This window comes from Burkholderia anthinoferrum (assembly GCF_002925705.1).
GTDB lineage: Bacteria > Pseudomonadota > Gammaproteobacteria > Burkholderiales > Burkholderiaceae > Burkholderia > Burkholderia semiarida.
The window spans coordinates 1-22719 of record NZ_LFZP01000045.1 but is presented as its reverse complement, the minus strand read 5'-3'; the positions used below and the strand labels follow the sequence as shown (position 1 = coordinate 22719).

Below are 22719 nucleotides of genomic sequence, written 5' to 3'. Positions count from 1 at the left end.
CGGAATGATGCTGGGAGCATTAAGCGGAAAACCCCTTGCGGCACTATGGCCGCAAGGGGTTTTCCGTGAATTGCCTTACGCCTGGGAGATTCGCTCAAACGTTGAACAGGAAGTTCATCACATCCCCGTCGTGCACGACATATTCCTTCCCTTCCGCGCGCATCTTGCCGGCTTCCTTCGCGCCTTGCTCGCCCTTGTACGTGACGAAGTCGTCGAACGCGATCGTCTGCGCGCGGATGAAGCCGCGCTCGAAGTCGGTGTGGATCACGCCGGCCGCCTGCGGAGCGGTATCGCCGATGTGGATCGTCCACGCGCGCACTTCCTTCACGCCCGCCGTGAAGTAGGTCTGCAGGCCGAGCAGCTTGAAGCCCGCGCGGATCACACGGTCGAGGCCCGGCTCTTCCATGCCCATGTCGGCGAGGAATGCCTCCTTGTCCGCGTCGTCGAGATCGGCGATTTCCGCCTCGATCGCCGCGCACACGGCGACCACCGGCGCATTTTCGCTTTCCGCGTACTTGCGCACCGCCTCGAGGTGCGGATTGTTCTCGAAGCCGTCGTCCTTCACGTTCGCGACATACATCGCCGGCTTCGCGGTGATCAGGCAGAACGGCTTGATCAGCGCCTGTTCGTCGTCCGACAGCGCGAGGCCGCGCACGGCCTTGCCCTGGTCGAGTTGCGCGCGCACCTTCTCGAGCACCGCGACGAGCTTCGCCGCTTCCTTGTCGTTGCCCGACTTCGCCGCCTTCGAATAACGCGTGAGCGCCTTCTCGATGGTGCCGAGGTCGGCGAGCGCGAGTTCGGTGTTGATCACTTCGATGTCGTCGATCGGGCTGACCTTGCCGGCGACGTGAATGACGTTCTCGTCCTCGAAGCAGCGCACGACGTGCGTGATCGCGTCGGTTTCGCGGATGTTCGCGAGGAACTGGTTGCCGAGGCCTTCACCCTTGCTCGCGCCCGCGACGAGGCCCGCGATGTCGACGAACTCGACGACGGCCGGCACGACACGCTCCGGCTTGACGATTTCGGAGAGCGCCTTCAGGCGCGTATCCGGCACTTCGACGATGCCGACGTTCGGCTCGATCGTGCAGAACGGGTAGTTCTCGGCGGCGATGCCGGCCTTGGTCAGCGCGTTGAACAGGGTGGACTTGCCGACGTTGGGCAAGCCGACGATGCCGCATTTGAGACTCATGGAATCCTTCGGACGGGTGAGGCGGCGCGGCCGGACAGGGCACGGCGGCGCGGGAAAAAAGGGCGGCCGGCGCGTGGAGCGCGGCGGGCCGACGGTCAAAGACGCTATTGTACCGTGCCGGCGCCCCGGATTCCGGGCTGGCGCCGAACGGCCGATGCGGCGCGCCGCCGCGCCCGCGCACCGCGCCTGCGATTCTGCTGATTTCCCGCAAAGTCCGGCCGCGTAAGGGTTTGGCCCCGCGGCTATAATGCCCGCCATGACTGCCCACCACACCTTCGACGTCGCCGTGGTCGGCGGCGGGCTCGTCGGCAAGACGGCCGCGCTCGCGCTGACCCAGTCCGGCTACAAGACAGCCTTGCTCGCCCAGCCGGCCACGCCGCGCCCCGCCGATCTCGCGTTCGACACGCGCGTCTACGCGCTGTCGTCCAGTTCACAGGCGTTGCTCGAGCGGCTGCGGGTGTGGCAGGCGCTCGACCACGGCCGGCTCGCGCCGGTCTACGACATGCGCGTGTATGGCGACGCGCATGCCGAGCTGCATTTCTCCGCCTACCAGGCGTCCGTGCCGCAGCTCGCATGGATCGCCGAGTCGTCGCTGGTCGAGGCGTCGCTCGACGCCGCGCTGCGGTTCCAGCCGAACCTCACGTGGTTCGAGGCGCGCGCGCAGGGTTTCGACGTGCGCGACGACGCGGCCGTGCTCACGCTGTCGTCGGGGCAGGTGCTCGAGGCCGATCTCGTCGTCGGCGCCGACGGCGCGCATTCGTGGGTGCGCTCCCAAATGGGGGCCAGGGTGGAGCGGCGCGACTACCGGCAGACGGGCGTCGTCGCGAACTTCAAGGCGTCGTGGCCGCACCGCGAGACGGCTTGGCAGTGGTTCCACGAAGGCGAGATCGTCGCGCTGCTGCCGCTGCCGGACGGCCACGTGTCGCTCGTGTGGTCCGCGCACACCGCGCATGCGGATGAATTGCTGGCGCTCGATCCGGCGCAGCTCGCGGCCGAGGTCGAGCGCGTGTCGCACGGCCAGCTCGGCACGCTCGAATGCGTGACGCCGGCCGCCGGCTTCCCGCTGGCGCTGCAGACGGTCGACAAGCTGATCGCGCCGCGCGTCGCGCTGGTCGGCGATGCCGCGCACCTGATCCACCCGCTCGCGGGGCAGGGGATGAACCTCGGCCTGCGCGACGTCGCCGCGCTCGCCGACGCGATCGCGGGCAAGGAAAGCTTCCGGAATCTCGGCGATACGGTGCTGCTGCGCCGCTACGAGCGTTCGCGCCGCGAGGACATCCGCGCGCTGATGGTCGCCACCGACGGCCTGCAGCGGCTGTTCGCGGTGCCCGGCTCGCTCGCGAAGGCGGTGCGCAATGCGGGCATGGCGTTCGTCGGCGCGCAGCCGCTCGTCAAGCGCTGGCTCGTGTCGGCCGCGCTCGGCTGATCGAACCTTCTGCCGCTGCACGGGTCGGAGACGGTTCCATAACGGCGTACACTGTGCCGAGCACTCCGATTGAGCTGAAGGAAGATTTCGATGAAAAAAACGATCCGCATCGCATCGCTGGCGCTGGCCGTCGCGATGGCGACGCTGGGCTGCACCGCGCAGGCCGACCAGACCACCGACAAGCTGAAGGCCACGCTGCAAGCCCGTCTCGGCAACGACGCGCCGATCAAGAGCGTGTCGAAATCGCCGGTTGCAGGGCTTTACGAAGTGAACCTCGGCTCGCAGATCATCTATAGCGACGCGGCGGGTGACTACGTGCTGCTCGGCGATCTCGTCGACGCCAAGACGCACAAGAACCTGACCGACGCCCGCCTGTCCGAAATCAACAAGATCGATTTCGCGAGCCTGCCGTTCGCGAATGCGATCAAGGTCGTCAAGGGCAACGGCGCCCGCAAGATCGCGGTGTTCTCCGATCCGAACTGCCCGTACTGCAAGAAGCTCGAGACGACGCTGCAGTCGGTCGACAACGTGACCGTCTACACGTTCCTGTACCCGGTGCTGTCGCCGGATTCGACCGCGAAGTCGAAGGCTATCTGGTGCGCGACCGACCGTGCGAAGACGTGGGCGAGCTGGATGCTCGACCACCGCGCGCCGTCCGGCCCCGGTACCTGCGATACCAGCGCGCTCGACAAGAACCTCGCGCTGGGCCGCGGGATGAACGTCACGGGCACGCCGACGATCTTCCTGCCGGACGGCCGCCGCCTGCCGGGCGCGGTATCGGCCGACCAGCTCAACCAGGCGCTCGCCTCGAGCAAGTAACCGACTGCACGCCGGGCGCATGGCCCGGCCAGCGAGGGGCGCCCGCACGATCTGCCGGCGCCTCTCTTCGTTTTCGCCGCCGTATTCGACCGACCGATTGCCACGATGACCCAGCCGATCCGCTATTCGATTGTCCCGAAAGATCTTGCCGCGCACCTGTTCGAAGTGACGGTGACGGTTGCCGATCCCGATCCCGAAGGCCAGCGTTTCTCGCTGCCGGTATGGATTCCGGGCAGCTATCTCGTGCGCGAGTTCGCGCGCAACATCGTGACGCTCGGCGCGTTCAACGACGCGGGCCGCAAGGTGCGCATCGCGAAGACCGACAAGCATACGTGGCAGGCCGCGCCCGTCACCGGCACGCTGACGCTGCGTTACGACGTGTATGCGTGGGACCTGTCGGTGCGCTCCGCGTATCTCGACGAATCGGGCGGCTTCTTCAACGCGACGGCCGTGTTCCTGAGCGTCGCGGGCCGCGAGGAGGCGCCCTGCGAAGTCGACATCGCGAAACCGGCCGGCGCGGCGTTCCGCACATGGCGTGTCGGCACCGCGCTGCCCGAGGCGCGCGGCACGAAGCGCTACGGTTTCGGCGCGTATCGCGCGGCGAACTACGACGAACTGTCCGACCATCCGGTGACGATCGGCGAATTCGCGCTCGCGACGTTCGACGCGCACTGCGTGCCGCATGACATCGTGATCGCCGGACGCGTGACCCAGCTCGACCTGGAGCGGCTGCGTACCGATCTGAAGCGCGTGTGCGAAGCGCAGATCGCGCTGTTCGAGCCGAAATCGAAGAAGGCGCCGATGGACCGCTACGTGTTCATGACGCTTGCAGTCAGCGACGGCTACGGCGGCCTCGAGCATCGCGCGTCGACCGCGCTGATCTGCAACCGGACCGACCTGCCGGTGAAAGGGCGCCCCGAAACGACGGAAGGCTATCGCACGTATCTCGGGCTTTGCAGCCACGAGTATTTCCACACGTGGAACGTGAAGCGCATCAAGCCGGCGGCGTTCGTGCCGTACGACCTCACGCGCGAGAACTACACGTCGCTGTTGTGGCTGTTCGAGGGCTTCACGTCGTATTACGACGACCTGATGCTGGTCCGCAGCGGGCTGATGTCGCAGGACGAATATTTCGCGGCGCTGGGCCGCACCATCGGCGGCGTGCTGCGCGGCACGGGCCGGCTCAAGCAGAGCGTCGCGGAAAGCTCGTTCGACGCGTGGATCAAGTACTACCGCCAGGACGAGAACGCGACCAACGCGATCGTCAGCTATTACACGAAGGGCTCGCTCGTTGCGCTGGCATTCGATCTCGCGATCCGTGCGCGGACGCGCAACCGGAAGTCGCTCGACGACGTGATGCGCCTGCTGTGGCAACGCTACGGCCGCGATTTCTATCGCGGCAAGCAGGCGGGCGTCGAGGAAAACGAAGTCGAGGTGCTGATCGAGGAAGCGACGGGCGTCGCGCTCGGCCGCCTGTTCGCCGACGCCGTGCACGGCACGCGCGATCTGCCGCTTGCCGAACTGCTTGCGCCGTTCGGCGTAACGCTGGCGCCCGACGTCGCGACCGGCGCGGCCGCGAAGCCGACGATCGGCGCGCGTTTGCGCGGCGGCGCGGACTGCACGCTCGCGGCGGTCTACGAAGGCGGCGCCGCGCATCGCGCGGGGTTGTCGGCCGGCGACACGCTGATCGCGGTCGACGGGCTGCGCGTGACGGGCACGAACCTCGATGCGCTGCTCGCGCGCTACCGGCCGGGCGACAAGGTCGAGGTTCACGCGTTTCGCCGCGACGAGCTGCGCACCGCGAAACTGAAGCTCGACGGCCCGGACGTCACGCGCTACCGGCTGACGGCGGCCGCGAAGCCGGCTGCGGCCACGAAGGCCCGCGAAGCCTGGCTGAAGGGGTAATCGTCCGAAAGCGGGTATCGGGGCGCGATCAAGGATTGTTCTGCTGCTGCAACAATCCGTCGCCCTGGGCCCGCTTTTTCGCGGTCATGCGGCCACGCACAATGGCGTCACTCGCGCTACCGAAGCGCAACCCTACCGGAGCCTGACATGACGACCATTCTGCAAATCAATTCCGCTGCGCGTTCGCAAGGCGCGCAATCCACGCTGCTGGCCAACGAACTGACGGCAAAGCTGCAACAATCGAACCCCGGCGCGAACGTCGTGGTTCGCGATCTGCTGGCCGACGCGCTGCCGCACCTCGACGAATCGGTGCTCGGCGCATTCTTCACGCCGGCCGACAAGCGCACCGCGGAACAGAATGCGATCGTCGCGAAGAGCGATGCGCTGATCGCCGAGTTGCAGGCTGCCGACATCATCGTGATCGGCGCACCGATGTACAACTTCGGCATCTCGTCGCAATTGAAGACGTATTTCGACTGGATCGCCCGCGCAGGCGTCACGTTCCGCTACACCGAGAACGGTCCGGAAGGCCTGATCAAGGGCAAGAAGGTTCACGTGGTGACGGCCCGCGGCGGCAAGTACGCCGGCACGCCGAACGACAGCCAGACGCCTTACCTGCGCACGTTCCTCGGCTTCATCGGCCTGACCGACGTGAGCTTCATCTTCGCGGAAGGCCTGAACCTCGGCCCGGATGCGCAAAGCGCCGCGCTCGCCAGCGCGCGCGAGGCGATCGCCGCCGCGTAACGCGTGAGGTCGACGCGGGTGCGACGCACCGGCTGCGTCACCCGATAAAAAACGCCGCGCCCCGAAAGGGGCGCGGCGTTTTTGCATTCGGCCGGCGAACTCGCCGCCTGGGCCGTTACGCGAGCGTTTCGGCCACGTCCGGCAGACGCCAGTCGATCGGTTCGCGGCCTGCTTCGACCAGATAGTCGTTCGCGAGCGCGAAATGGCGGCAGCCGAGGAAGCCGCGATGCGCGGACAGCGGCGACGGATGCGGCGCCTCGAGCACGCAATGCGCGTTCGCGTCGAACAGGGCGCGCTTGGCCTGCGCGTGCGCGCCCCACAGCATGAACACGAGCCCGCGATGACGGCCGGCGAGCTCGCGGATCAGCGTGTCCGTGCATTGCTCCCAGCCGCGCTTAGCATGGCTCGCGGCCGCGCCGCGCTCGACCGTCAGCACGGTGTTGAGCAGCAGCACGCCCTGGCGCGCCCACGTGTCGAGGCAGCCGTGCCGCGGCGTGTCGTGACCGAAGTTCGCGGCGATTTCCTTGAAGATGTTGCGCAGCGACGGCGGCGTGCGGACGGCCGGCGGCACCGAGAACGCGAGGCCGTGCGCCTGCGGCGTGCCGCGATCGTCGCCGTGGTACGGATCCTGGCCGAGGATCACGACCTTCACGTCGTCCGGGCTCGTCAGGCGCAGCGCGCGGAACACGTCGGTCGGGTAGACCGTCTTGCCGGCCGCACGCTCCTCATCGACGAAGCGGCACAGCGGCGCGTACGCGTCGCTGTCGGTGAACGGTTTCAGCACGTCGCGCCAGACAGCCGGCAGCGCGTCGAATTGCGCGGCGAGATGCGGTACGTCGGCGGCGACGGGGCGCGGCGCCGCGGCGGCCGAGGCCGGCTCGGGCATGGGCGCGGGTGCTGCGGTTTTCTTCGCTGCTTTGCGCCGAGCGGCAGGCGGCTCGGACGCCGCGGACGGAATATCGGCCTGCGCCGTTTCCGGCACGGGATCGTCGAACAGCGACGCCTGTTGCGGCGCGCGGGAAGTCTTGCGGGTTGCCATGCGTGATGCGGGTTTATTGCGCGCGCAGCCGGTAGCCGCGCTGCGCCTTGCTGATGTTTTCGGGAACGAGGCCCGGCAGCGCCTGCTGCAGTTCGGCGGCGAGCGTCGCCAGCGCCGTTTCCGGGCCGTCGATCAATTCGAGTTCGATTTCGCTGATCGGTTCGCTGCGCGTTTCGTGTTCCGCCTGGACGACGATCTCGCCGAGGTCCACCGCGGCCTCGACCGTCGCGCCGCCGATGGCGATGCGCCACAGCGTACGCGAAAAATCCGTGCGGAACAGCGCATGCAGCGCGCCGGCCGCGTCATTCAGCGCGGCGGCGGCTTCCGGCACGTCGCAGGCCGCGACGAGCGCATCGATTTCGAGCGCGTCGCCCGCGACCGGCAGTTCCCATTCGTGGCGGCTATGCAGGCCGCCTTCCGCGCTGCCGACCGTCTTGAACGTCTGCAGCCAACCGTCCGGCGTGCGGCGCACGCGCACCGCGCTCTTCGAGTGCGCCAGCGCGAGGTCGGGCGTGTCGTAATAGACGTTCGCGAGCGTGATCGCGTGACCGGGTTCGCCGGTCAGCGTCTCGAAGAAGCGGCGCGCGGCATCGGCCTGGCCGGCCGGCAGCGCGAGCTTGATTTCCTTTTCGATCGCCATCAGAAGAACATCCGTGCGAGTTCCTCGCCCGGCTGATCGGCGCGCATGAACGCCTCGCCGACGAGGAACGTGTTCACGTTCGCCGCGCGCATCGTGTCGACGTCGGTACGCGACAGGATGCCCGATTCGGTCACGACGATGCGGTCCGCCGGAATCATGTCCAGCATGTCGAGCGTGGTCTGGATCGACGTCTCGAACGTGCGCAGGTTGCGGTTGTTGATGCCGAGCAGCGGCGTCTTGAGCGTCAGCGCCTGTTCCATCTCGTGGCGGTCGTGCACTTCGACGAGCACCGCGAGGCCGAGCGAATGCGCATAGGCCTCGAGATCCTGCATCAGCGGCGTGTCGAGCGCGGCGGCGATCAGCAGGATCGCGTCGGCGCCCATCGCGCGGGCTTCGACGATCTGGTACGCGTCGACGATGAAGTCCTTGCGCAGCACCGGCAGCGTGCAGGCCGCGCGCGCTTCCTCGAGGTAGCGGACGCCGCCCTGGAAGAACTGCTCGTCGGTCAGCACCGACAGGCACGCGGCGCCGTGCGCCGCATACGAGCGCGCGATGTCGGCCGGCACGAAATGCTCGCGCAGCACGCCTTTCGACGGGCTTGCCTTCTTGATTTCGGCGATCACGGCGGCGTTGCCGGCCGCGTGCTTCGCGCGCAGCGCGCCGACGAAGTCGCGCAGGTCGCGCGCGGATGCTTCGAGTTTCAGTGCCTCGAGCGGCGTGCTGCGCAGGGCCGCCGCGATTTCTTCGCGCTTGACGGCGATGATTCGGTCGAGAATGTCGCTCATGTGGGTTCCTGCTGGATTCGTAAGAGGGTCAGCGCTTGAACTGCTGCGTGAAGCGCACGAGTTCGTCGACTTTCGCGCGGGCCTTGCCGCTTGCGATCGCTTCGCGGGCGAGCTGGATGCCGTCCGCGATCGACTCGGCGATATTGGCCGCATAGAGCGCGGTGCCCGCGTTCAGCGTGACGATCTCGCGCGCGACGCCAGGCTGGTTGTCCAGCGCGCCGAGCAGCATCGTGCGCGATTCGTCCGCATTTTCCACCTTCAGCGTGCGGTTCGACACCATCTGCAGGCCGAAATCCTCCGGATGGATCTCGTACTCGTGCACCTTGCCGTCGCGCAACTCGCCGACGAGCGTCGCGGCGCCGAGCGACACCTCGTCCATCCCGTCCTTGCCGTACACGACGAGCACGTGCTGCGCGCCGAGGCGCTGCATCACGCGCACCTGGATGCCGACGAGGTCGGGGTGAAACACGCCCATCAGCTGGTTCGGCGCGCCGGCCGGATTGGTCAGCGGGCCGAGGATGTTGAAGATCGTGCGCACGCCGAGCTCGCGGCGCACGGCCGCGATGTTCTTCATCGCCGGATGATGGTTCGGCGCGAACATGAAGCCCATGCCGGTTTCGGCGATCGACGCGGCGACCTGGTCCGATTGCAGATCGATGTTCACGCCGAGCGCTTCGAGCACGTCGGCGCTGCCGGATTTGCTCGACACGCCGCGGTTGCCGTGCTTCGCGACCTTCGCGCCCGCAGCCGCCGTGACGAACATCGACGCGGTCGAGATGTTGAACGTGTGCGAGCCGTCGCCGCCGGTGCCGACGATGTCGACGAAATTCGAGTTGTCCTGCACCTCGACGTGGTTCGCGAATTCGCGCATCACGGTCGCGGCGGCGGCGATCTCGCCGATCGTCTCCTTCTTCACGCGCAGCCCGGTGATGATCGCGGCCGCCATCACGGGCGACATGTCGCCGCGCATGATCAGCCGCATCAGGTGGAGCATTTCGTCGTGGAAGATTTCGCGGTGCTCGATCGTGCGCTGCAGCGCTTCCTGCGGGGTAATCGTCATCGTGCGTCTCCCGTCACGCGGCCGGTGCGGCGGCATGGGCCGCTGCGCGATGCTGCTTCAGGAAATTCTCGAGCAGCGCGTGGCCATGCTCCGAGAGAATCGATTCCGGGTGGAACTGCACGCCTTCGACCGGCAGCGTCTTGTGGCGCACGCCCATGATCTCGCCGTCGTCGGTCCACGCGGACACCTCGAGGCAGTCGGGCAGCGATTCGCGCTCGATCGCGAGGGAGTGATAGCGCGTGACGTCGAAATGCTTCGGCAGATCGGCGAATACGCCGCGGCAATCGGTTTCGATCCGGCTCACCTTGCCGTGCATGATGGTCTTCGCGCGCACGACGCGGCCGCCGAATGCTTCGCCGATCGCCTGGTGGCCGAGGCAGACGCCGAGGATCGGCTTCCTGCCCGCGAATTCGCGCAGCACGTCGAGCGTGATGCCCGCGTGCTGCGGATTGCTCGGGCCGGGCGACAGGCAGATGGTGTCGGGGTTCAGGCGCGCGATGTCGTCGAGCGTGATTTCGTCGTTGCGGCAGGTACGCACGTCCTCGCCGAGTTCGCCGAAGTACTGGACCAGGTTGTAGGTAAACGAGTCGTAGTTGTCGATCATGAGCAGCATGGTCAGTCTCCGGTCAGAAGTCGCTATCGAGGCCGTCCTGGACCTGTTCGGCCGCACGCAGCACCGCGCGCGCCTTGTTCTCGGTCTCTTGCCATTCGGATTCGGGCACCGAATCGGCGACGACGCCGGCCGCCGCTTGCACGTACAGGTTGCCGTTGTGGATCAGGCCCGTGCGGATCGCGATCGCGAGATCCATCTCGCCCGAGAACGACAGGTAGCCGACCGCACCGCCGTACAGCCCGCGCTTGACCGGCTCGAGCTCGTCGATCAGTTCCATCGCGCGCACCTTCGGCGCGCCGGACAGCGTGCCGGCCGGGAACGTCGCGCGCAGCACGTCGTAGTTCGTCATGCCGGGCTTCAGCTTGCCTTCGACCGAGCTGACGATGTGCTGCACGTGCGAGTACTTCTCGATCACCATCTTGTCGGTCACCTGCACCGAGCCGATTTCCGCGATGCGGCCCACGTCGTTGCGCGCGAGGTCGATCAGCATCACGTGCTCGGCGATCTCCTTCGGATCGTTCAGCAGCTCGGTCGCGAGTTCCGCATCACGCTCGGGCGTGTTGCCGCGCGGGCGCGTGCCGGCCAGCGGCCGGATCGTGACGATCTGGTCGTCGCCGCGCTTTTCCTGGCGCACCAGGATTTCCGGCGACGCGCCGACCACGTGGGAATCGCCGAAGTTGTAGTAATACATGTACGGCGACGGGTTCAGCGAGCGCAGCGCGCGGTACAGCGACAGCGGATTGTCGCGGTACGGCTTCGTCAGCCGCTGGCCGACCTGGATCTGCATCAGCTCGCCGGCCGCGATGTATTCCTTCGCCTGGCGCACGGCGGCCAGGTAATCCTCCTTCTTGAATTCGCGGAACGTCTCGGTGCGCACGCTCGCCGACGTGACGGGCGGCTGCACGGTCGTGCGCAGGCGCTGCTTCAGTTCGCGCAGGCGCTGTTTCGCCTTCGCGTACGCTTCGGGCTGGCCCGGATCCGCGTAGATGATCAGGTAGAGCTTGCCGGCGAGGTTGTCGATCACCGCGACTTCCTCGGTCAGCAGCAACTGGATGTCGGGCAGGCCGAGATCGTCGCGCGGCGCGGTGTTCGCGAGCTTCTTCTCGATGTAGCGCACCGCGTCGTAGCCGAAGTAGCCGGCGAGGCCGCCGCAGAAACGCGGCAGGCCCGGGCGCTGCGCGACCTTGAAGCGGGCCTGGAACGATTCGATGAACTGGAACGGGTCGCCTTCGTGCGTCTCGACGACCTGGCCGTCGCGCACGACCTCCGACACGCCGTTGCGGGTGCGTACGAGCGTGCGGGCGGGCAGGCCGATGAACGAGTAGCGGCCGAAGCGTTCGCCGCTGACCACCGATTCGAGCAGGAACGAGTTGGCGCCCGCGCGTTCGGGCTGGGCCAGCTTCAGGTAGAGGGACAGCGGCGTTTCGAGATCGGCAAGGGCTTCCGCGATCAGCGGGATGCGGTTGTAGCCTTCGTTCGCGAGCGATTGGAATTCGAGTTCGGTCATGTTCCGGTCCTGTTCGGGACGAGCGGCGCGTGCGCCAGGGATCACTTGACGCTGCGCGGGTGGCCGTCGGCGAAAGGGCGGTCGATCGAGAAGTGCCTGTTGCCGGCCGGCACTCCGGGCGTGAACGTCGCGAGCCTGCGGCGGATCCTGAACGCGAGCGTTCGGACGCGGTGGAACTCGAGGTGGTGCGACGGTCGGCGCGCGGATGCGCAGCGAGATAAAAAACGGCGCTGAAGACGTGCTTCAGCGTACCTCATCGAAGAGGTTAGCGCGACCAGCGACGCCAGGGCCAGGCTCCCCGGTCGATGCTGCTCAGACTCCGTTTTTTATTCAGAAACATGCGGATGGAAGAAATAATCAGACGGTTGGCCGGCCGGCATTGTGCGCGGAAATTGCGCGAGCCGCGACCAGCAACGAATCGACTATACCATCCGAATTTATCGTTTGTATAGCTTTGCCGTGGTTGTAGCCGTACGGCACCGTCAGCGTCGCCATCCCGGCCGCGCGGCCTGCCAGCGCGTCGTTTTCCGAGTCGCCGATCGCGACCGCGGCGCCTGGCGCGACGCCGAGCGCGTCGCAGGCTGTCAGCATCGGCAGCGGATCGGGCTTCTTGCGCGCGACGCTGTCGCCGCCCAGCACGATGCCGAAGCAGCCGGCCAGCCCGTATTGTTCGAGCAGCTCGACCGCGAAGCGGTGCGGCTTGTTCGTCACGCACGCGAGCCGGATGCCGGCCGCGCGCAATGCGTCGAGGCCGGCTGCCACGTCCGGATAGAGACGCGTGTGGCGGCCGTTGATCTTCGCGTATTCGGTCTGGTAGATCGCCAGTGCGTCGTCGAAGCGCGCGTGCGCTTCGTCGGCCGGCAAGCGCGGCTTCAGCACGCTCTGGATCAGGTGTTCGGAGCCCTTGCCGACGTAGCCGATGACTTCGTCGCGCGACGTGGCCGGCGCGCCAAGCTGCGCGAGCATCCCGTTCAGGCCGGCCGTGAAATCGTCGGCCGTGTCGACCATCGTGCCGTCGAGGTCGATCAGCGCGGCATCGATGCGCGGTGCGGCAAAGCGGATCGGGGCCGCGTCCGTGGCGGCCCCGGCCGGCGCGTGGCCGGCGAACGACGAGTCGGCCACGGTGTCAGCTCCGCTCGACGGTGGCGAGCGCCGCGCGCATCTCGTCGATCACCTTGCGGTAGTCGGGCTTGCCGAAGATCGCCGAACCGGCGACGAACGTGTCGGCGCCGGCCGCCGCGATTTCCGCGATGTTGTCGGCCTTCACGCCGCCGTCGACCTCGAGCAGAATCTCGCGGCCGGTGCGCTCCGTGTACGCGTCGAGGCGCGCGCGCGCTTCGCGCAGCTTGTTCAGCGTTTCCGGAATGAACGACTGACCGCCGAAGCCGGGGTTCACCGACATCAGCAGCACGAAGTCGAGGCGGTCCATCACGTGGTCGAGGTAGTTCAGCGGCGTGGCCGGATTGAACACGAGACCGGCCTTGCAGCCGTGGTCGCGGATCAGCGACAGCGTGCGGTCGATGTGGTCGGAGCCTTCCGGGTGGAAACTGATCAGGTTCGCGCCGGCCTTCGCGAAATCGGGCACGATCCGGTCGACCGGGCGCACCATCAGGTGCACGTCGATCGGCACCTGCACGTGCGGGCGGATCGCCTCGCAGACGAGCGGGCCGATCGTGAGGTTCGGCACATAATGGTTGTCCATCACGTCGAAGTGGATCCAGTCGGCGCCGGCGGCGACCACGTTGCGGACTTCTTCGCCGAGCCGGGCAAAGTCGGCCGAGAGGATGCTGGGAGCGATGCGGAATTGAGTCATGGCAGGGGAGCGGGGACGTTGCGGCGCAAAACCGTCATTCTACCGTCCGGCGACCCGGTGCGCGGCGGCAGGCTGTGCGGTTGCCGCCCGATTGCGCATAGAATGCCGAACCAATGCGGCGCGCCCGCGGCCCGGCCGCTCGAATCGGCGCGCGCGGTTACCTACAGCGGACACACCATGAGTCAGTATCAGTTCACCGTTTCGGTGAAAACCAGCTACTTGCCGGAACAATCCGACCCCGATCACCGTCAATACGCATTCGCGTACACGCTGACGATCCGCAACACCGGACAGGTCGCGGCGCAGCTGATCGCCCGTCACTGGATCATCACGGACAGCGAGAACCACGTGCAGGAAGTGAAGGGGCTCGGCGTCGTCGGGCACCAGCCGCTGCTGCAGCCGGGCGAGCATTTCGAATACACGAGCTGGGCCGTGATCGCGACGCCGGTCGGGACGATGCGCGGCGCGTACTTCTGCGTGGCCGAGGACGGCGAGCGTTTTGAGGCGCCGGTCGACGAGTTTGCCCTGCACATGCCGCGCACGCTGCATTGAGCGTGCGGCGCGCGTCAGCGCGGCTGGCGGTCGTTGTGGCGGGCCGGCTTCTTTCTGCCCGACGACGTCCAGACGACGATGAAGATCAGCAGGGCAAGCGCTACGAAGGCTTCGAGCGCGAAGATGAGCATCGGATATTGGTCGAGAAAATCTGACATGGCGGTTTCCATCAAGAACGGACATTGTATGTGGTTTGGGCCCCGGCTGGCCGGGTGGATGGCCGCAGCCGCGGCGGCGGCGCTGCTCGCCGCGTGCGGCGGCGCGCCGACGCGGACCTCCGCGCTGAAGCCGCCGACCGGCGCGGCGATCGTGCCGGGGCAGGTCGCCGCGAAGCGGCTCACGCCGGTCGCGTGGCAGCAGGTGCCGGGCTGGCAGGACGATTCGCTGATCGGCGCGACGGCCGCGTTGCGGCAGAACTGCGCGCGGCTCGCACGCCAGCCGGCCTGGACGCGCGCTTGCGCGGCCGCCGACCGGCTAGACGAACTCGACGTCAGCAGCGCACGCGCCTTCTTCGAAACGTATTTCACGCCGTTCCAGTTCGCGAATACCGACGGTACGCTCGACGGGCTCGTGACTGGCTATTACGAGCCGCTGCTGCACGGTTCGCGCGTGCGCCGCGGCCCGTATCAGTACGCGCTCTATCGCTGGCCGGCCGGCTATCGCGCGGGCGCCGCGCTGCCCGCACGCGCGCAGCTCGAGCGCGCCGGCATCCTGAACGGCAACGAACTCGTATGGGTCGACGATCCGATCGAGGCGTTCTTCCTGCAGGTGCAGGGCTCGGGGCGCGTGCTGCTCGACGACGGTTCGGTGATGCGGGTCGGCTTTGCCGGTACCAACAACCAGCCGTACCGTTCGATCGGCAAGTGGCTGCTCGATCGCGGCGAGCTGACGCCCGCACAGGCGACGATGCAGGGCATCAAGGCCTGGGCGAAGGCGAACCCCACGCGCGTCGACGCGCTGCTCGACACGAATCCGCGCTTCGTGTTCTTCCGCGACATGCCGACCAAGGAGGATGCGCCGCACGGCGGCGCGGACGGTCCGATCGGCGCGCTCGGCGTGCCGCTGACGCCGGAGCGCTCGATCGCGGTCGATCCGTCGTCGATTCCGCTCGGCACGCCGGTGTTCCTGCAGACCACGCGTCCGCTGACGAATACGCCGATGAACCGGCTCGTGTTCGCGCAGGATACGGGCTCGGCGATCAAGGGCGGCGTGCGGGCAGACTATTTCTGGGGGCTCGGCGACGACGCCGGTGACCAGGCTGGCCGGATGAAGCAGGTCGGCCGGATGTGGCTGCTGTTCCCGAATTCGTGATTTGGGGCAGGGCGGGCTGCCCGGATGGTGGCCCGCGCATGAGACGCGGCATTCGCGGTGCGTCTCCTGCGCGTGGCGCGTGCCGGCCTGATCGCCGGTGTGACCACGTGATTTCAGTTCGCGTGATCCGGTGAGTGTCACGTCGAACGACGCTTGGAGTAAAGCAGCCCGATCGGCGTTGGCCGACCGGGCTGTTTCGTTTGCAGGCACGCGCTCGCCGCCGCGCGCCGTACGTGCGTCGCGCGACTTTAGCCCTTGCGTTTGTCGACGACGCGGCGCGCCTTGCCGACCGAGCGCTCGATGCCGTTCACCGGCAGCACGTTGATCACGGCCGTCACGCCGATCAGCGACTTGATGTCGTACGCGAGCGCCTGTTTGGCCGCCTGGATCGCCGCGGTATCGGGCGCGGTTTCCGGGCACGGCTCGACGTTGAGCGTCAGCACGTCGAGCGGGCCTTCCTTCGTCAGCACGATCTGATAGTGCGGCGCGAGCGCGCGCTGCTTGAGCAACTGTTCCTCGATTTGCGTCGGGAACACGTTGACGCCGCGCACGATCATCATGTCGTCCGACCGGCCGGTGATCTTCTCCATCCGGCGCATCGTCCGGGCGGTGCCCGGCAACAGGCGCGTGAGATCGCGCGTGCGGTAGCGGATGATCGGCAGCGCTTCCTTCGTCAACGACGTGAACACGAGCTCGCCGAGCTCCCCATCGGGCAGCACTTCGCCGGTTTCCGGGTCGATGACTTCCGGATAGAAGTGGTCTTCCCAGATGGTCGGACCATCCTTGGTCTCGACGCATTCGGACGCCACGCCGGGGCCCATCACTTCGGACAGCCCGTAGATGTCGACCGCGTCGATGCCCATCCGCTGTTCGATTGCGACGCGCATGTCGTTGGTCCACGGCTCCGCGCCGAAGATGCCGATGCGCAGCGAACTCTTGACGGGATCGAGGCCCTGGCGCTCGATCTCGTCGGCGATCGACAGCATGTAGCTCGGCGTGACCATGATGATGTCGGGCCGGAAATCCTGGATCAGCTGTACCTGCTTTTCGGTCTGGCCGCCGCCGAACGGGATCACGGTGAGGCCTGCGCGCTCGGCGCCGTAGTGCGCGCCGAGCCCGCCCGTGAAGAGCCCATAGCCGTAGCTGACGTGCACCTTGTCGCCGCGGCGCGCACCGGCGGCGCGGATCGACCGGGCGACGAGGTTTGCCCACGTGTCGATGTCGGCGGCCGTATAGCCGACGACCGTCGGCTTGCCGGTCGTGCCGGACGACGCGTGGATGCGCGAGATCTGGTCTTGCGGCACCGCGAACATCCCGAACGGATAGCTGTCGCGCAGGTCGCCCTTGGTCGTAAACGGAAAGCGCGACAGGTCGGCGAGCGTCTTCAGGTCGTCCGGATGCACGCCCGCTTCGTCGAACTTGCGGCGATAGACGGGCGAGTTGTCATACGCATGCCGGAGCGACCACTTGAGGCGTTCCAGCTGCAGCGCGGTCAGCTCGTCGCGCGAGGCGGTCTCGATCGGCTCGAGCGGTAGCGGGGTAGTCATGCATGTCTCCAGTGTTTGTTATGGGCGAGCCGTCGACGTCAGCGGTCTTCCGGGATGACCGTGCCCTTGATCTGGGCGGATTTGCCGCGAAACATCGCAACCGTGTCGCCTGTCTGGTTCGTGACGCGGATGTCGTAGATGCCGTGGCGGCCGGCGCGCGCCTGTTCGACCGCCTCGGCCGTCAGCACGTCGCCGCCGTGCACGGGGCGCAGGAATTCGATCGAGCAGCCGGCCGCGACCGCATTCACGTTGTACGAGTTGCATGCAAACGCGAACGTCGAATCGGCGAGCGTGAAGATGATCCCGCCGTGGCAGGTCTGGTGACCGTTCAGGAATTCGGGCCGCACGCGCATCTGCAGACGGGCGTAGCCGGCGCGTACTTCGGCGATTTCCATGCCGAACGCGCGACTGCACGCATCGGCGTCGTACATGGCCCGCGCGGTGGCGCGGGCGAGCGAGTCGGGGTCGAGCGTGGCGGTCGCGTTCGTCATGTCAGCGCCCCTCGAAGCGCGGTGCACGCTTCTCGATGAAGGCCTTCACACCTTCCGCGTAGTCATGCGACTGGCCGAGCTTGCGCTGCAGGTCGCGTTCCAGATCGAGCTGCTGATCGAGCGTGTTCGTGATGCCGTCTCGCATCGACTGCTTGATCGATGCGATGGCGAGCGTCGGCTGCTGCGCGAGTTGGGTGGCGAGCTGGCGGGCCGTCGCGACGAGTGCGTCGTCGTCGACTGCGCGCCAGATCAGGCCCCATTGTTCGGCCTGTTCCGCGCCGAGCTTGTCGCCGGTCAGCGCGAGCCCCAGCGCGCGAGCCATGCCGATGCGTTGCGGCAGGAACCAGGTGCCGCCCGAATCGGGTACGAGCCCGATCTTGACGAAGGCTTGAATGAAACTGCTCGAGCGCGCGGCGAACACGAGATCGCACGCCAGTGCGAGATTCGCGCCGGCGCCGGCGGCCGTACCGTTGACGGCGGCGATCACCGGAATCGGCAGACGCTGCAGGCGGCGGATCAACGGATTGAAATGCTCGTCGATCAGTGTGCCCAGATCGCTGGACGCGCCCGGTGTGAAGTCGAGGTCGGCCAGGTCCTGGCCCGCGCAAAAGCCGCGCCCCGCACCCGTCAGAATCAGCGCGCGTGCACCGGCCGCCTCGACTTCATCGAGCGCCGACTGCAGTTCGCGATGCATCGCCCGCGTGAAGCTGTTTAGCTTGTCGGGGCGGTTGAGCGTGATCGTGGCCACGCGCGCGGCCTGATCGATATCCAGCTGGATCGCCTGATAGGACATGCAGTATCTCCGTCATGACTTCGTTATAGGCGCGCGGCGCGTCGGTTACACGCGTTCGATCGCGAGCGCGATGCCCTGGCCGACGCCGATGCACATCGTACAGAGCGCGAAGCGGCCGCCGGTGCGCTCGAGTTGATGGAGCGCCGTGGTGACGAGCCGGGCGCCCGATGCGCCGAGCGGGTGGCCGAGCGCGATCGCACCGCCGTTCGGGTTCACGCGTGGATCGTCGTCGGCGACGCCGAGCATGCGCAGCACGGCGAGACCTTGCGACGCGAACGCCTCGTTCAGTTCGATCACGTCGAACTGGTCGATACGCATGCCGAGCTGGTGCAGCAGTTTCTGCGTGGCCGGCGCGGGACCGATGCCCATCACGCGCGGCTCGACGCCGGCGGTCGCCATGCCGACGACGCGCGCGCGGCGACGCAGGCCATACTGGTCGGCTGCCTGCGCATTGGCGAGCAGCAGCGCGCAGGCGCCGTCGTTGACGCCCGATGCGTTGCCGGCCGTCACGGAGCCGTCGGGGCGTACCACGCCCTTCAGCTTCGCGAGCGCTTCGAGGGATGTTTCGCGCGGATGCTCGTCGCGCGACACGACGACGGGCTCGCCTTTCTTCTGTGGAATCGTGACCGCGACGATTTCCTCAGCGAGCGTGCCGTCCTGCTGGGCCCGTGCGGCCTTCTGCTGGCTGCGCAGCGCGAAGAGGTCCTGATCGGCGCGGCTGATGTGGTAGTCGACCGCGACGTTCTCGGCCGTCTCCGGCATCGAATCGACGCCATACAGCTGCTTCATCAGCGGATTGACGAAGCGCCAGCCGATCGTCGTATCGAAGATGTCGGCCTGGCGCGCGAACGCGCTCGCGGCCTTGCCCATCACGAACGGTGCGCGGGTCATGCTCTCGACGCCACCTGCGATCATGAGGCGCGCTTCACCCGCCTTGATCGCGCGCGCGGCCGTGCCGACCGCGTCCATCCCGGAGCCGCAGAGCCGGTTCAGCGTCGCGCCGGGCACGGCGGTGGGCAGGCCCGCCAGCAGCGCCGACATGCGTGCGACGTTGCGGTTGTCCTCGCCGGCCTGATTCGCGCAACCGTAGATCACATCGTCGATCGCCGCCCAGTCGACGTCGCGATTGCGCTCGATCAGCGCCTTGAGCGGCACCGCGCCGAGGTCGTCGGCACGAACATCTTTCAGTGCGCCGCCGTAGCGGCCGATGGGGGTGCGAATCGCGTCGCAGATGTAGGCGTCTGTCATGGGCGTATCGATGAGTGACGAACCCGCCGGGTGGCGGATTCGTTCATGGTAGAGAACATGGCGGCGTTTGCACGTCGGCCATTAGGGCTATGCCGTCTGGCCAGCTTCCGCAGGTACCGCCTTCGGGGCAACATGGACCCGGCTTTGCACCACGCGGAACCGGTTGGCGACGAACGCGGGGTCGGCCAGCGCCGCGTTGGCCGCCGGGTTCGCGCCCGTTCCGTGGAAGTCGGAGAACGCGGCCGACTGGTTCACGAATACGCCGCCCGTCAGGTTGATCGACAGCGCGACGCCGCCACGCACCGCCGCGTCGTGTGCGGCGTCGAGGATTGCGTCATCGGTGCTGTAGACGGAAAGGGTCAGCGCGCCGTGTTCGGCGGCGATTTCACCGGCCAGATCGAGCGATTGCGCGGTCGAGTCGGTCGCGATCACGAACGAGATCGGGCCGAACCATTCCTGCGTGAATTTTTCGCGGTCGGCCACGTCGAGCTGCAGCACGAGCGGCGTGCGCACACGCGCATCGGGGAAGGCGGGATGCTGGAGAGCCACGCTATCCGCAAGCACGCGGCCGAGCTTGCGCGCGTCGTCGATGCGCGCGGTCACGCCTTCGTTCTGGATTGCGCCGGTCAGTTCGACCGAGCGTGCCGGGTCGCCAGTGAGTTTTTGCACGGCAACCGCGATTGCTTGCGCGACTTCGTCGAAGCTCGCATGGCCGTCGTCGGTCCGGATGCCGTCGCGCGGCACGTAGATATTCTGCGGGGCCGTGCACATCTGGCCGGAGTACAGCGCCAGCGAGAACGCGATGTTTTTCGCGGCGGCTTTGAGGTCGTCGGTCGAGTCGATCACGATCTGGTTGACGCCCGCTTTCTCGGTATAGACCTGGGCCTGATGGGCATGGTGTTCGAGCCACGTGCCGTTTTGCGTGCTGCCGGTGAAGTCGATCAGCTTGATCTCGGGGCGCAGCGCGAGATCCTGGACGAGGGCGCCGTCGTTGGGCTCGGTCGCGAGGAGCGTGACGACGTTCGGATCGAATCCGGCTTCGCGCAGCACGTCGCGGGCGATTCGGACCGTGATGGCAAGCGGCAGGATCGCGCCAGGGTGCGGTTTGACGATCACGGTATTACCGGTTGCCAGATCGGCGAACAGGCCCGGGTAGCCGTTCCAGGTCGGGAACGTGCAGCAGCCGAGCACGAGGCCGGTGCCGCGCGGCACGATCGTATAGCGCTTGTGCATCGCAAGGGGAGGGTTCTTGCCTTGCGGCTTTTCCCAGTGTGCATCGGCCGGAATGCGGCGCAGTTCGTCCCATGCATAGGCGACGGCTTCGAGCGCGCGGTCCTGTGCGTGCGGGCCGCCGGCCTGAAACGCCATCATGAAGGCTTGCCCGGTGGTGTGCATCACGCTGTAGGCAATTTCGAAGCTTGCGCGGTTCAGGCGCGCAAGGATTTCGAGGCTAACGCCGATCCACGCGCTCGGGCCGGCTTCGCGCCACGTACGTTGAGCGGCGGCTGCGGCAGCGATCAGTGCGTCCGGCGTGGATTTCGGATACCGGATGCCCAGCGCGATGCCGTATGGCGAGCGCTCGGCGCCGACCGTTTCACCGGATGCGGGCTGGTCAAGCACGAAGGTCTTGTGGAGGTGCGACTTGAACGCCGCCTCGCCGTCTGCGCTTGCGCTTTCCCCGTACACTTTGGGGCTCGGCATTTCGGCGAACGGGCTCCAGTACCCGCGGCTCTCGATGGCGGCGAGTGCGTGTTTCAGCGTGTCTTCGTGCTTCGTGAGCAGGGCATGGGTCATGACGGCGGCCTGATGAACGTTGAGAGGGATCGGATCGATTAATTAACCGACCGGTTGGTCGGAGAATGGTAGCATCAAACTATTCGCATGTGCGAGGCGTTTCTCATTTCATTGATCGAGGAGAAATAGATGGCTTACGAAAACATCCTGGTGGAGACCCGGGGGCGCGTTGGTCTGGTGACGCTCAACCGCCCGAAGGCGCTGAATGCGCTGAACGATGCATTGATGGACGAGTTGGGTGCCGCGCTGAAGGCGTTCGATGCGGACGACGACATCGGCGCGATCGTCGTGACGGGCAGCGAGAAGGCGTTCGCGGCCGGCGCGGACATCGGCATGATGGCAACCTACTCCTATATGGATGTTTATCGGGGTGACTACATCACGCGCAACTGGGAGGCGGTCCGCGAGATCCGCAAACCGATCATTGCTGCGGTTTCGGGCTTTGCGCTGGGCGGCGGCTGCGAACTCGCGATGATGTGCGACATCATCTTCGCGGCGGACACGGCCAAGTTCGGCCAGCCGGAAATCAAGCTGGGCGTCATGCCGGGGGCGGGTGGCACGCAGCGCCTGCCGCGCGCGGTGTCGAAGGCGAAGGCAATGGACATGTGCCTGACCGCGCGGTTCATGGACGCCGTCGAGGCCGAACGTGCCGGGCTCGTCTCGCGCGTGCTGCCGGCCGACAAGTTGCTCGACGAGGCGATTGCCGCCGCGACGACGATCGCCGAGTTCTCGCTGCCGGCGGTCATGATGGTCAAGGAGTCGGTGAACCGCGCGTACGAGACGACGCTGGCTGAAGGCGTCCACTTCGAGCGCCGGTTGTTCCACTCGTTGTTCGCAACGGAAGACCAGAAGGAAGGGATGGCGGCATTCGTCGAGAAGCGGAAGCCTGTTTTCAAGCACCGCTGATCGGACTGCGTCGGGGCGGGTGTCCGATGGCTGGCCTGTATCGGTTGCGGGCGGGATCGCCTTGTCCGGTTCATCAAAAAAGGCCTCCGTGCGCGACAGCGCACGGAGGCCTTTTCAAACTTTCTTCACAAAGAGCTTGCCTGGATGGGGGCGGGTGCTTAGAATCACGCCTCTTTCGCGCTAACGGAAACGCGGCGCGGGAGGAAGGGAAGCGGTGCTGTTGAGGTTCGGTGGTAACGAGCCTCGGCGGCGCAGGAAGATGGGCCCCGCAGTCGCAACGAAGTCGTTCAGAAAGTTGTTGACGAGCTGCGAAACACGGCTCATAATCTCGCTTCTCTGCTGCTGAAAACGCAGCGCTGCTGGGAAACACGAAGTTTCTCGCAGACGTGCTCTTTAAAAATTAACAGCCGATAAGTGTGGGCGCTTGATGAAAGCGAGCTGATCCTCGGATCAGATAGCGAAAGTATCAAGAGTCTCACACTAAAGTAAGTCAGGTTTATGAAGTGATTCATATTCCTGTCAGCTTTGAGTGAGCGA

22 protein-coding genes are annotated in these 22719 nt (G+C 66.7%); 7 read left to right on the top strand and 15 right to left on the bottom strand.

The genetic code is table 11. The features are described from left to right. Positions 1–94 precede the first annotated feature (94 nt). Positions 95–1189 (bottom strand): redox-regulated ATPase YchF, encoded by a 1095-nt coding sequence (gene ychF, locus C5F75_RS16590; RefSeq protein WP_006482062.1) that lies wholly within the window; start codon positions 1187–1189, stop codon positions 95–97. A gap of 247 nt (positions 1190–1436) precedes the next feature. Between ychF and C5F75_RS16585 the strand changes: the two genes are divergently transcribed. The 4 genes from C5F75_RS16585 (at position 1437) to C5F75_RS16570 (ending at position 6083) form a co-directional block, all read left to right on the top strand. Next, positions 1437–2615, top strand: coding sequence for a UbiH/UbiF family hydroxylase (locus tag C5F75_RS16585; RefSeq protein ID WP_059577057.1), 1179 nt, complete (start codon positions 1437–1439; stop codon positions 2613–2615). Positions 2616–2705: 90 nt separating this feature from the next. After that, the gene (locus C5F75_RS16580; RefSeq protein ID WP_059577055.1) at positions 2706–3434 is read left to right on the top strand and encodes a DsbC family protein; all 729 of its coding nucleotides are present in this window, start codon (positions 2706–2708) and stop codon (positions 3432–3434) included. Between the two features lie 105 nt (positions 3435–3539). Next, on the top strand, positions 3540–5339 hold the full coding sequence (locus C5F75_RS16575) for a M61 family metallopeptidase (RefSeq protein WP_059577052.1): 1800 nt from the start codon (positions 3540–3542) through the stop codon (positions 5337–5339). A 147-nt stretch (positions 5340–5486) separates the two neighbouring features. Beyond that, a complete protein-coding gene (locus C5F75_RS16570; RefSeq protein ID WP_059577049.1) occupies positions 5487–6083 on the top strand; it encodes an FMN-dependent NADH-azoreductase in 597 nt (198 codons plus the stop codon). Positions 6084–6198: 115 nt separating this feature from the next. On the opposite strand, the gene C5F75_RS16565 is transcribed toward C5F75_RS16570, so the two are convergent. The 8 genes from C5F75_RS16565 to rpe all read right to left on the bottom strand — a co-directional run bounded on the left by C5F75_RS16565 (position 6199) and on the right by rpe (position 13540). Next, positions 6199–7122 (bottom strand): uracil-DNA glycosylase, encoded by a 924-nt coding sequence (locus tag C5F75_RS16565; protein ID WP_059577046.1) that lies wholly within the window; start codon positions 7120–7122, stop codon positions 6199–6201. A gap of 13 nt (positions 7123–7135) precedes the next feature. After that, positions 7136–7762: a CYTH domain-containing protein gene (locus C5F75_RS16560; RefSeq protein WP_059577043.1), complete on the bottom strand. Its 627-nt coding sequence runs from the start codon at positions 7760–7762 to the stop codon at positions 7136–7138. Further along, the gene (gene trpC, locus C5F75_RS16555; protein ID WP_054928329.1) at positions 7762–8547 is read right to left on the bottom strand and encodes an indole-3-glycerol phosphate synthase TrpC; all 786 of its coding nucleotides are present in this window, start codon (positions 8545–8547) and stop codon (positions 7762–7764) included. The genes C5F75_RS16560 and trpC overlap by 1 nt, the downstream gene beginning before the upstream one ends. 28 nt (positions 8548–8575) lie before the next feature. Continuing rightward, the gene (gene trpD / locus C5F75_RS16550) at positions 8576–9607 is read right to left on the bottom strand and encodes an anthranilate phosphoribosyltransferase (RefSeq protein WP_059577389.1); all 1032 of its coding nucleotides are present in this window, start codon (positions 9605–9607) and stop codon (positions 8576–8578) included. 13 nt (positions 9608–9620) lie between these two features. Then, a complete protein-coding gene (locus C5F75_RS16545; RefSeq protein WP_059577040.1) occupies positions 9621–10220 on the bottom strand; it encodes an aminodeoxychorismate/anthranilate synthase component II in 600 nt (199 codons plus the stop codon). 13 nt (positions 10221–10233) lie between these two features. Next, positions 10234–11727: an anthranilate synthase component I gene (gene trpE, locus C5F75_RS16540; RefSeq protein WP_104012457.1), complete on the bottom strand. Its 1494-nt coding sequence runs from the start codon at positions 11725–11727 to the stop codon at positions 10234–10236. A 357-nt stretch (positions 11728–12084) separates the two neighbouring features. After that, positions 12085–12849, bottom strand: a complete 765-nt coding sequence (locus C5F75_RS16535) for a phosphoglycolate phosphatase (protein ID WP_059576948.1) — start codon at positions 12847–12849, stop codon at positions 12085–12087. 4 nt (positions 12850–12853) lie between these two features. Next, a complete protein-coding gene (gene rpe / locus C5F75_RS16530) occupies positions 12854–13540 on the bottom strand; it encodes a ribulose-phosphate 3-epimerase (RefSeq protein ID WP_059576943.1) in 687 nt (228 codons plus the stop codon). 177 nt (positions 13541–13717) lie between these two features. On the opposite strand from rpe, the gene apaG reads away from it, so the two are divergent. Continuing rightward, positions 13718–14092, top strand: a complete 375-nt coding sequence (gene apaG, locus C5F75_RS16525) for a Co2+/Mg2+ efflux protein ApaG (RefSeq protein WP_034187476.1) — start codon at positions 13718–13720, stop codon at positions 14090–14092. A 14-nt stretch (positions 14093–14106) separates the two neighbouring features. On the opposite strand, the gene C5F75_RS37235 is transcribed toward apaG, so the two are convergent. Continuing rightward, positions 14107–14250 carry a hypothetical protein gene (locus tag C5F75_RS37235; protein ID WP_226094281.1) on the bottom strand — a complete coding sequence of 48 codons (144 nt, stop codon included), beginning with the start codon at positions 14248–14250 and terminating at the stop codon, positions 14107–14109. A gap of 28 nt (positions 14251–14278) precedes the next feature. Between C5F75_RS37235 and mltA the strand changes: the two genes are divergently transcribed. After that, a complete protein-coding gene (gene mltA, locus C5F75_RS16520; protein ID WP_226094280.1) occupies positions 14279–15403 on the top strand; it encodes a murein transglycosylase A in 1125 nt (374 codons plus the stop codon). A gap of 248 nt (positions 15404–15651) precedes the next feature. On the opposite strand, the gene paaK is transcribed toward mltA, so the two are convergent. The 5 genes from paaK to paaN all read right to left on the bottom strand — a co-directional run bounded on the left by paaK (position 15652) and on the right by paaN (position 21276). Next, a complete protein-coding gene (gene paaK / locus C5F75_RS16515; protein WP_059576941.1) occupies positions 15652–16950 on the bottom strand; it encodes a phenylacetate--CoA ligase PaaK in 1299 nt (432 codons plus the stop codon). Between the two features lie 38 nt (positions 16951–16988). Further along, a complete protein-coding gene (gene paaI, locus C5F75_RS16510; RefSeq protein ID WP_059576938.1) occupies positions 16989–17441 on the bottom strand; it encodes a hydroxyphenylacetyl-CoA thioesterase PaaI in 453 nt (150 codons plus the stop codon). Position 17442: 1 nt separating this feature from the next. Further along, entirely contained in the window at positions 17443–18234 is a 792-nt protein-coding gene (gene paaG, locus C5F75_RS16505; protein ID WP_059576935.1) for a 2-(1,2-epoxy-1,2-dihydrophenyl)acetyl-CoA isomerase PaaG, read from the bottom strand. Positions 18235–18279: 45 nt separating this feature from the next. Further along, positions 18280–19482: a 3-oxoadipyl-CoA thiolase gene (pcaF, locus tag C5F75_RS16500; protein ID WP_059576932.1), complete on the bottom strand. Its 1203-nt coding sequence runs from the start codon at positions 19480–19482 to the stop codon at positions 18280–18282. A gap of 87 nt (positions 19483–19569) precedes the next feature. After that, the gene (gene paaN / locus C5F75_RS16495; RefSeq protein WP_059576929.1) at positions 19570–21276 is read right to left on the bottom strand and encodes a phenylacetic acid degradation protein PaaN; all 1707 of its coding nucleotides are present in this window, start codon (positions 21274–21276) and stop codon (positions 19570–19572) included. Between the two features lie 129 nt (positions 21277–21405). Between paaN and C5F75_RS16490 the strand changes: the two genes are divergently transcribed. Beyond that, entirely contained in the window at positions 21406–22182 is a 777-nt protein-coding gene (locus C5F75_RS16490) for an enoyl-CoA hydratase (RefSeq protein WP_059576928.1), read from the top strand. Positions 22183–22719 lie beyond the last annotated feature (537 nt).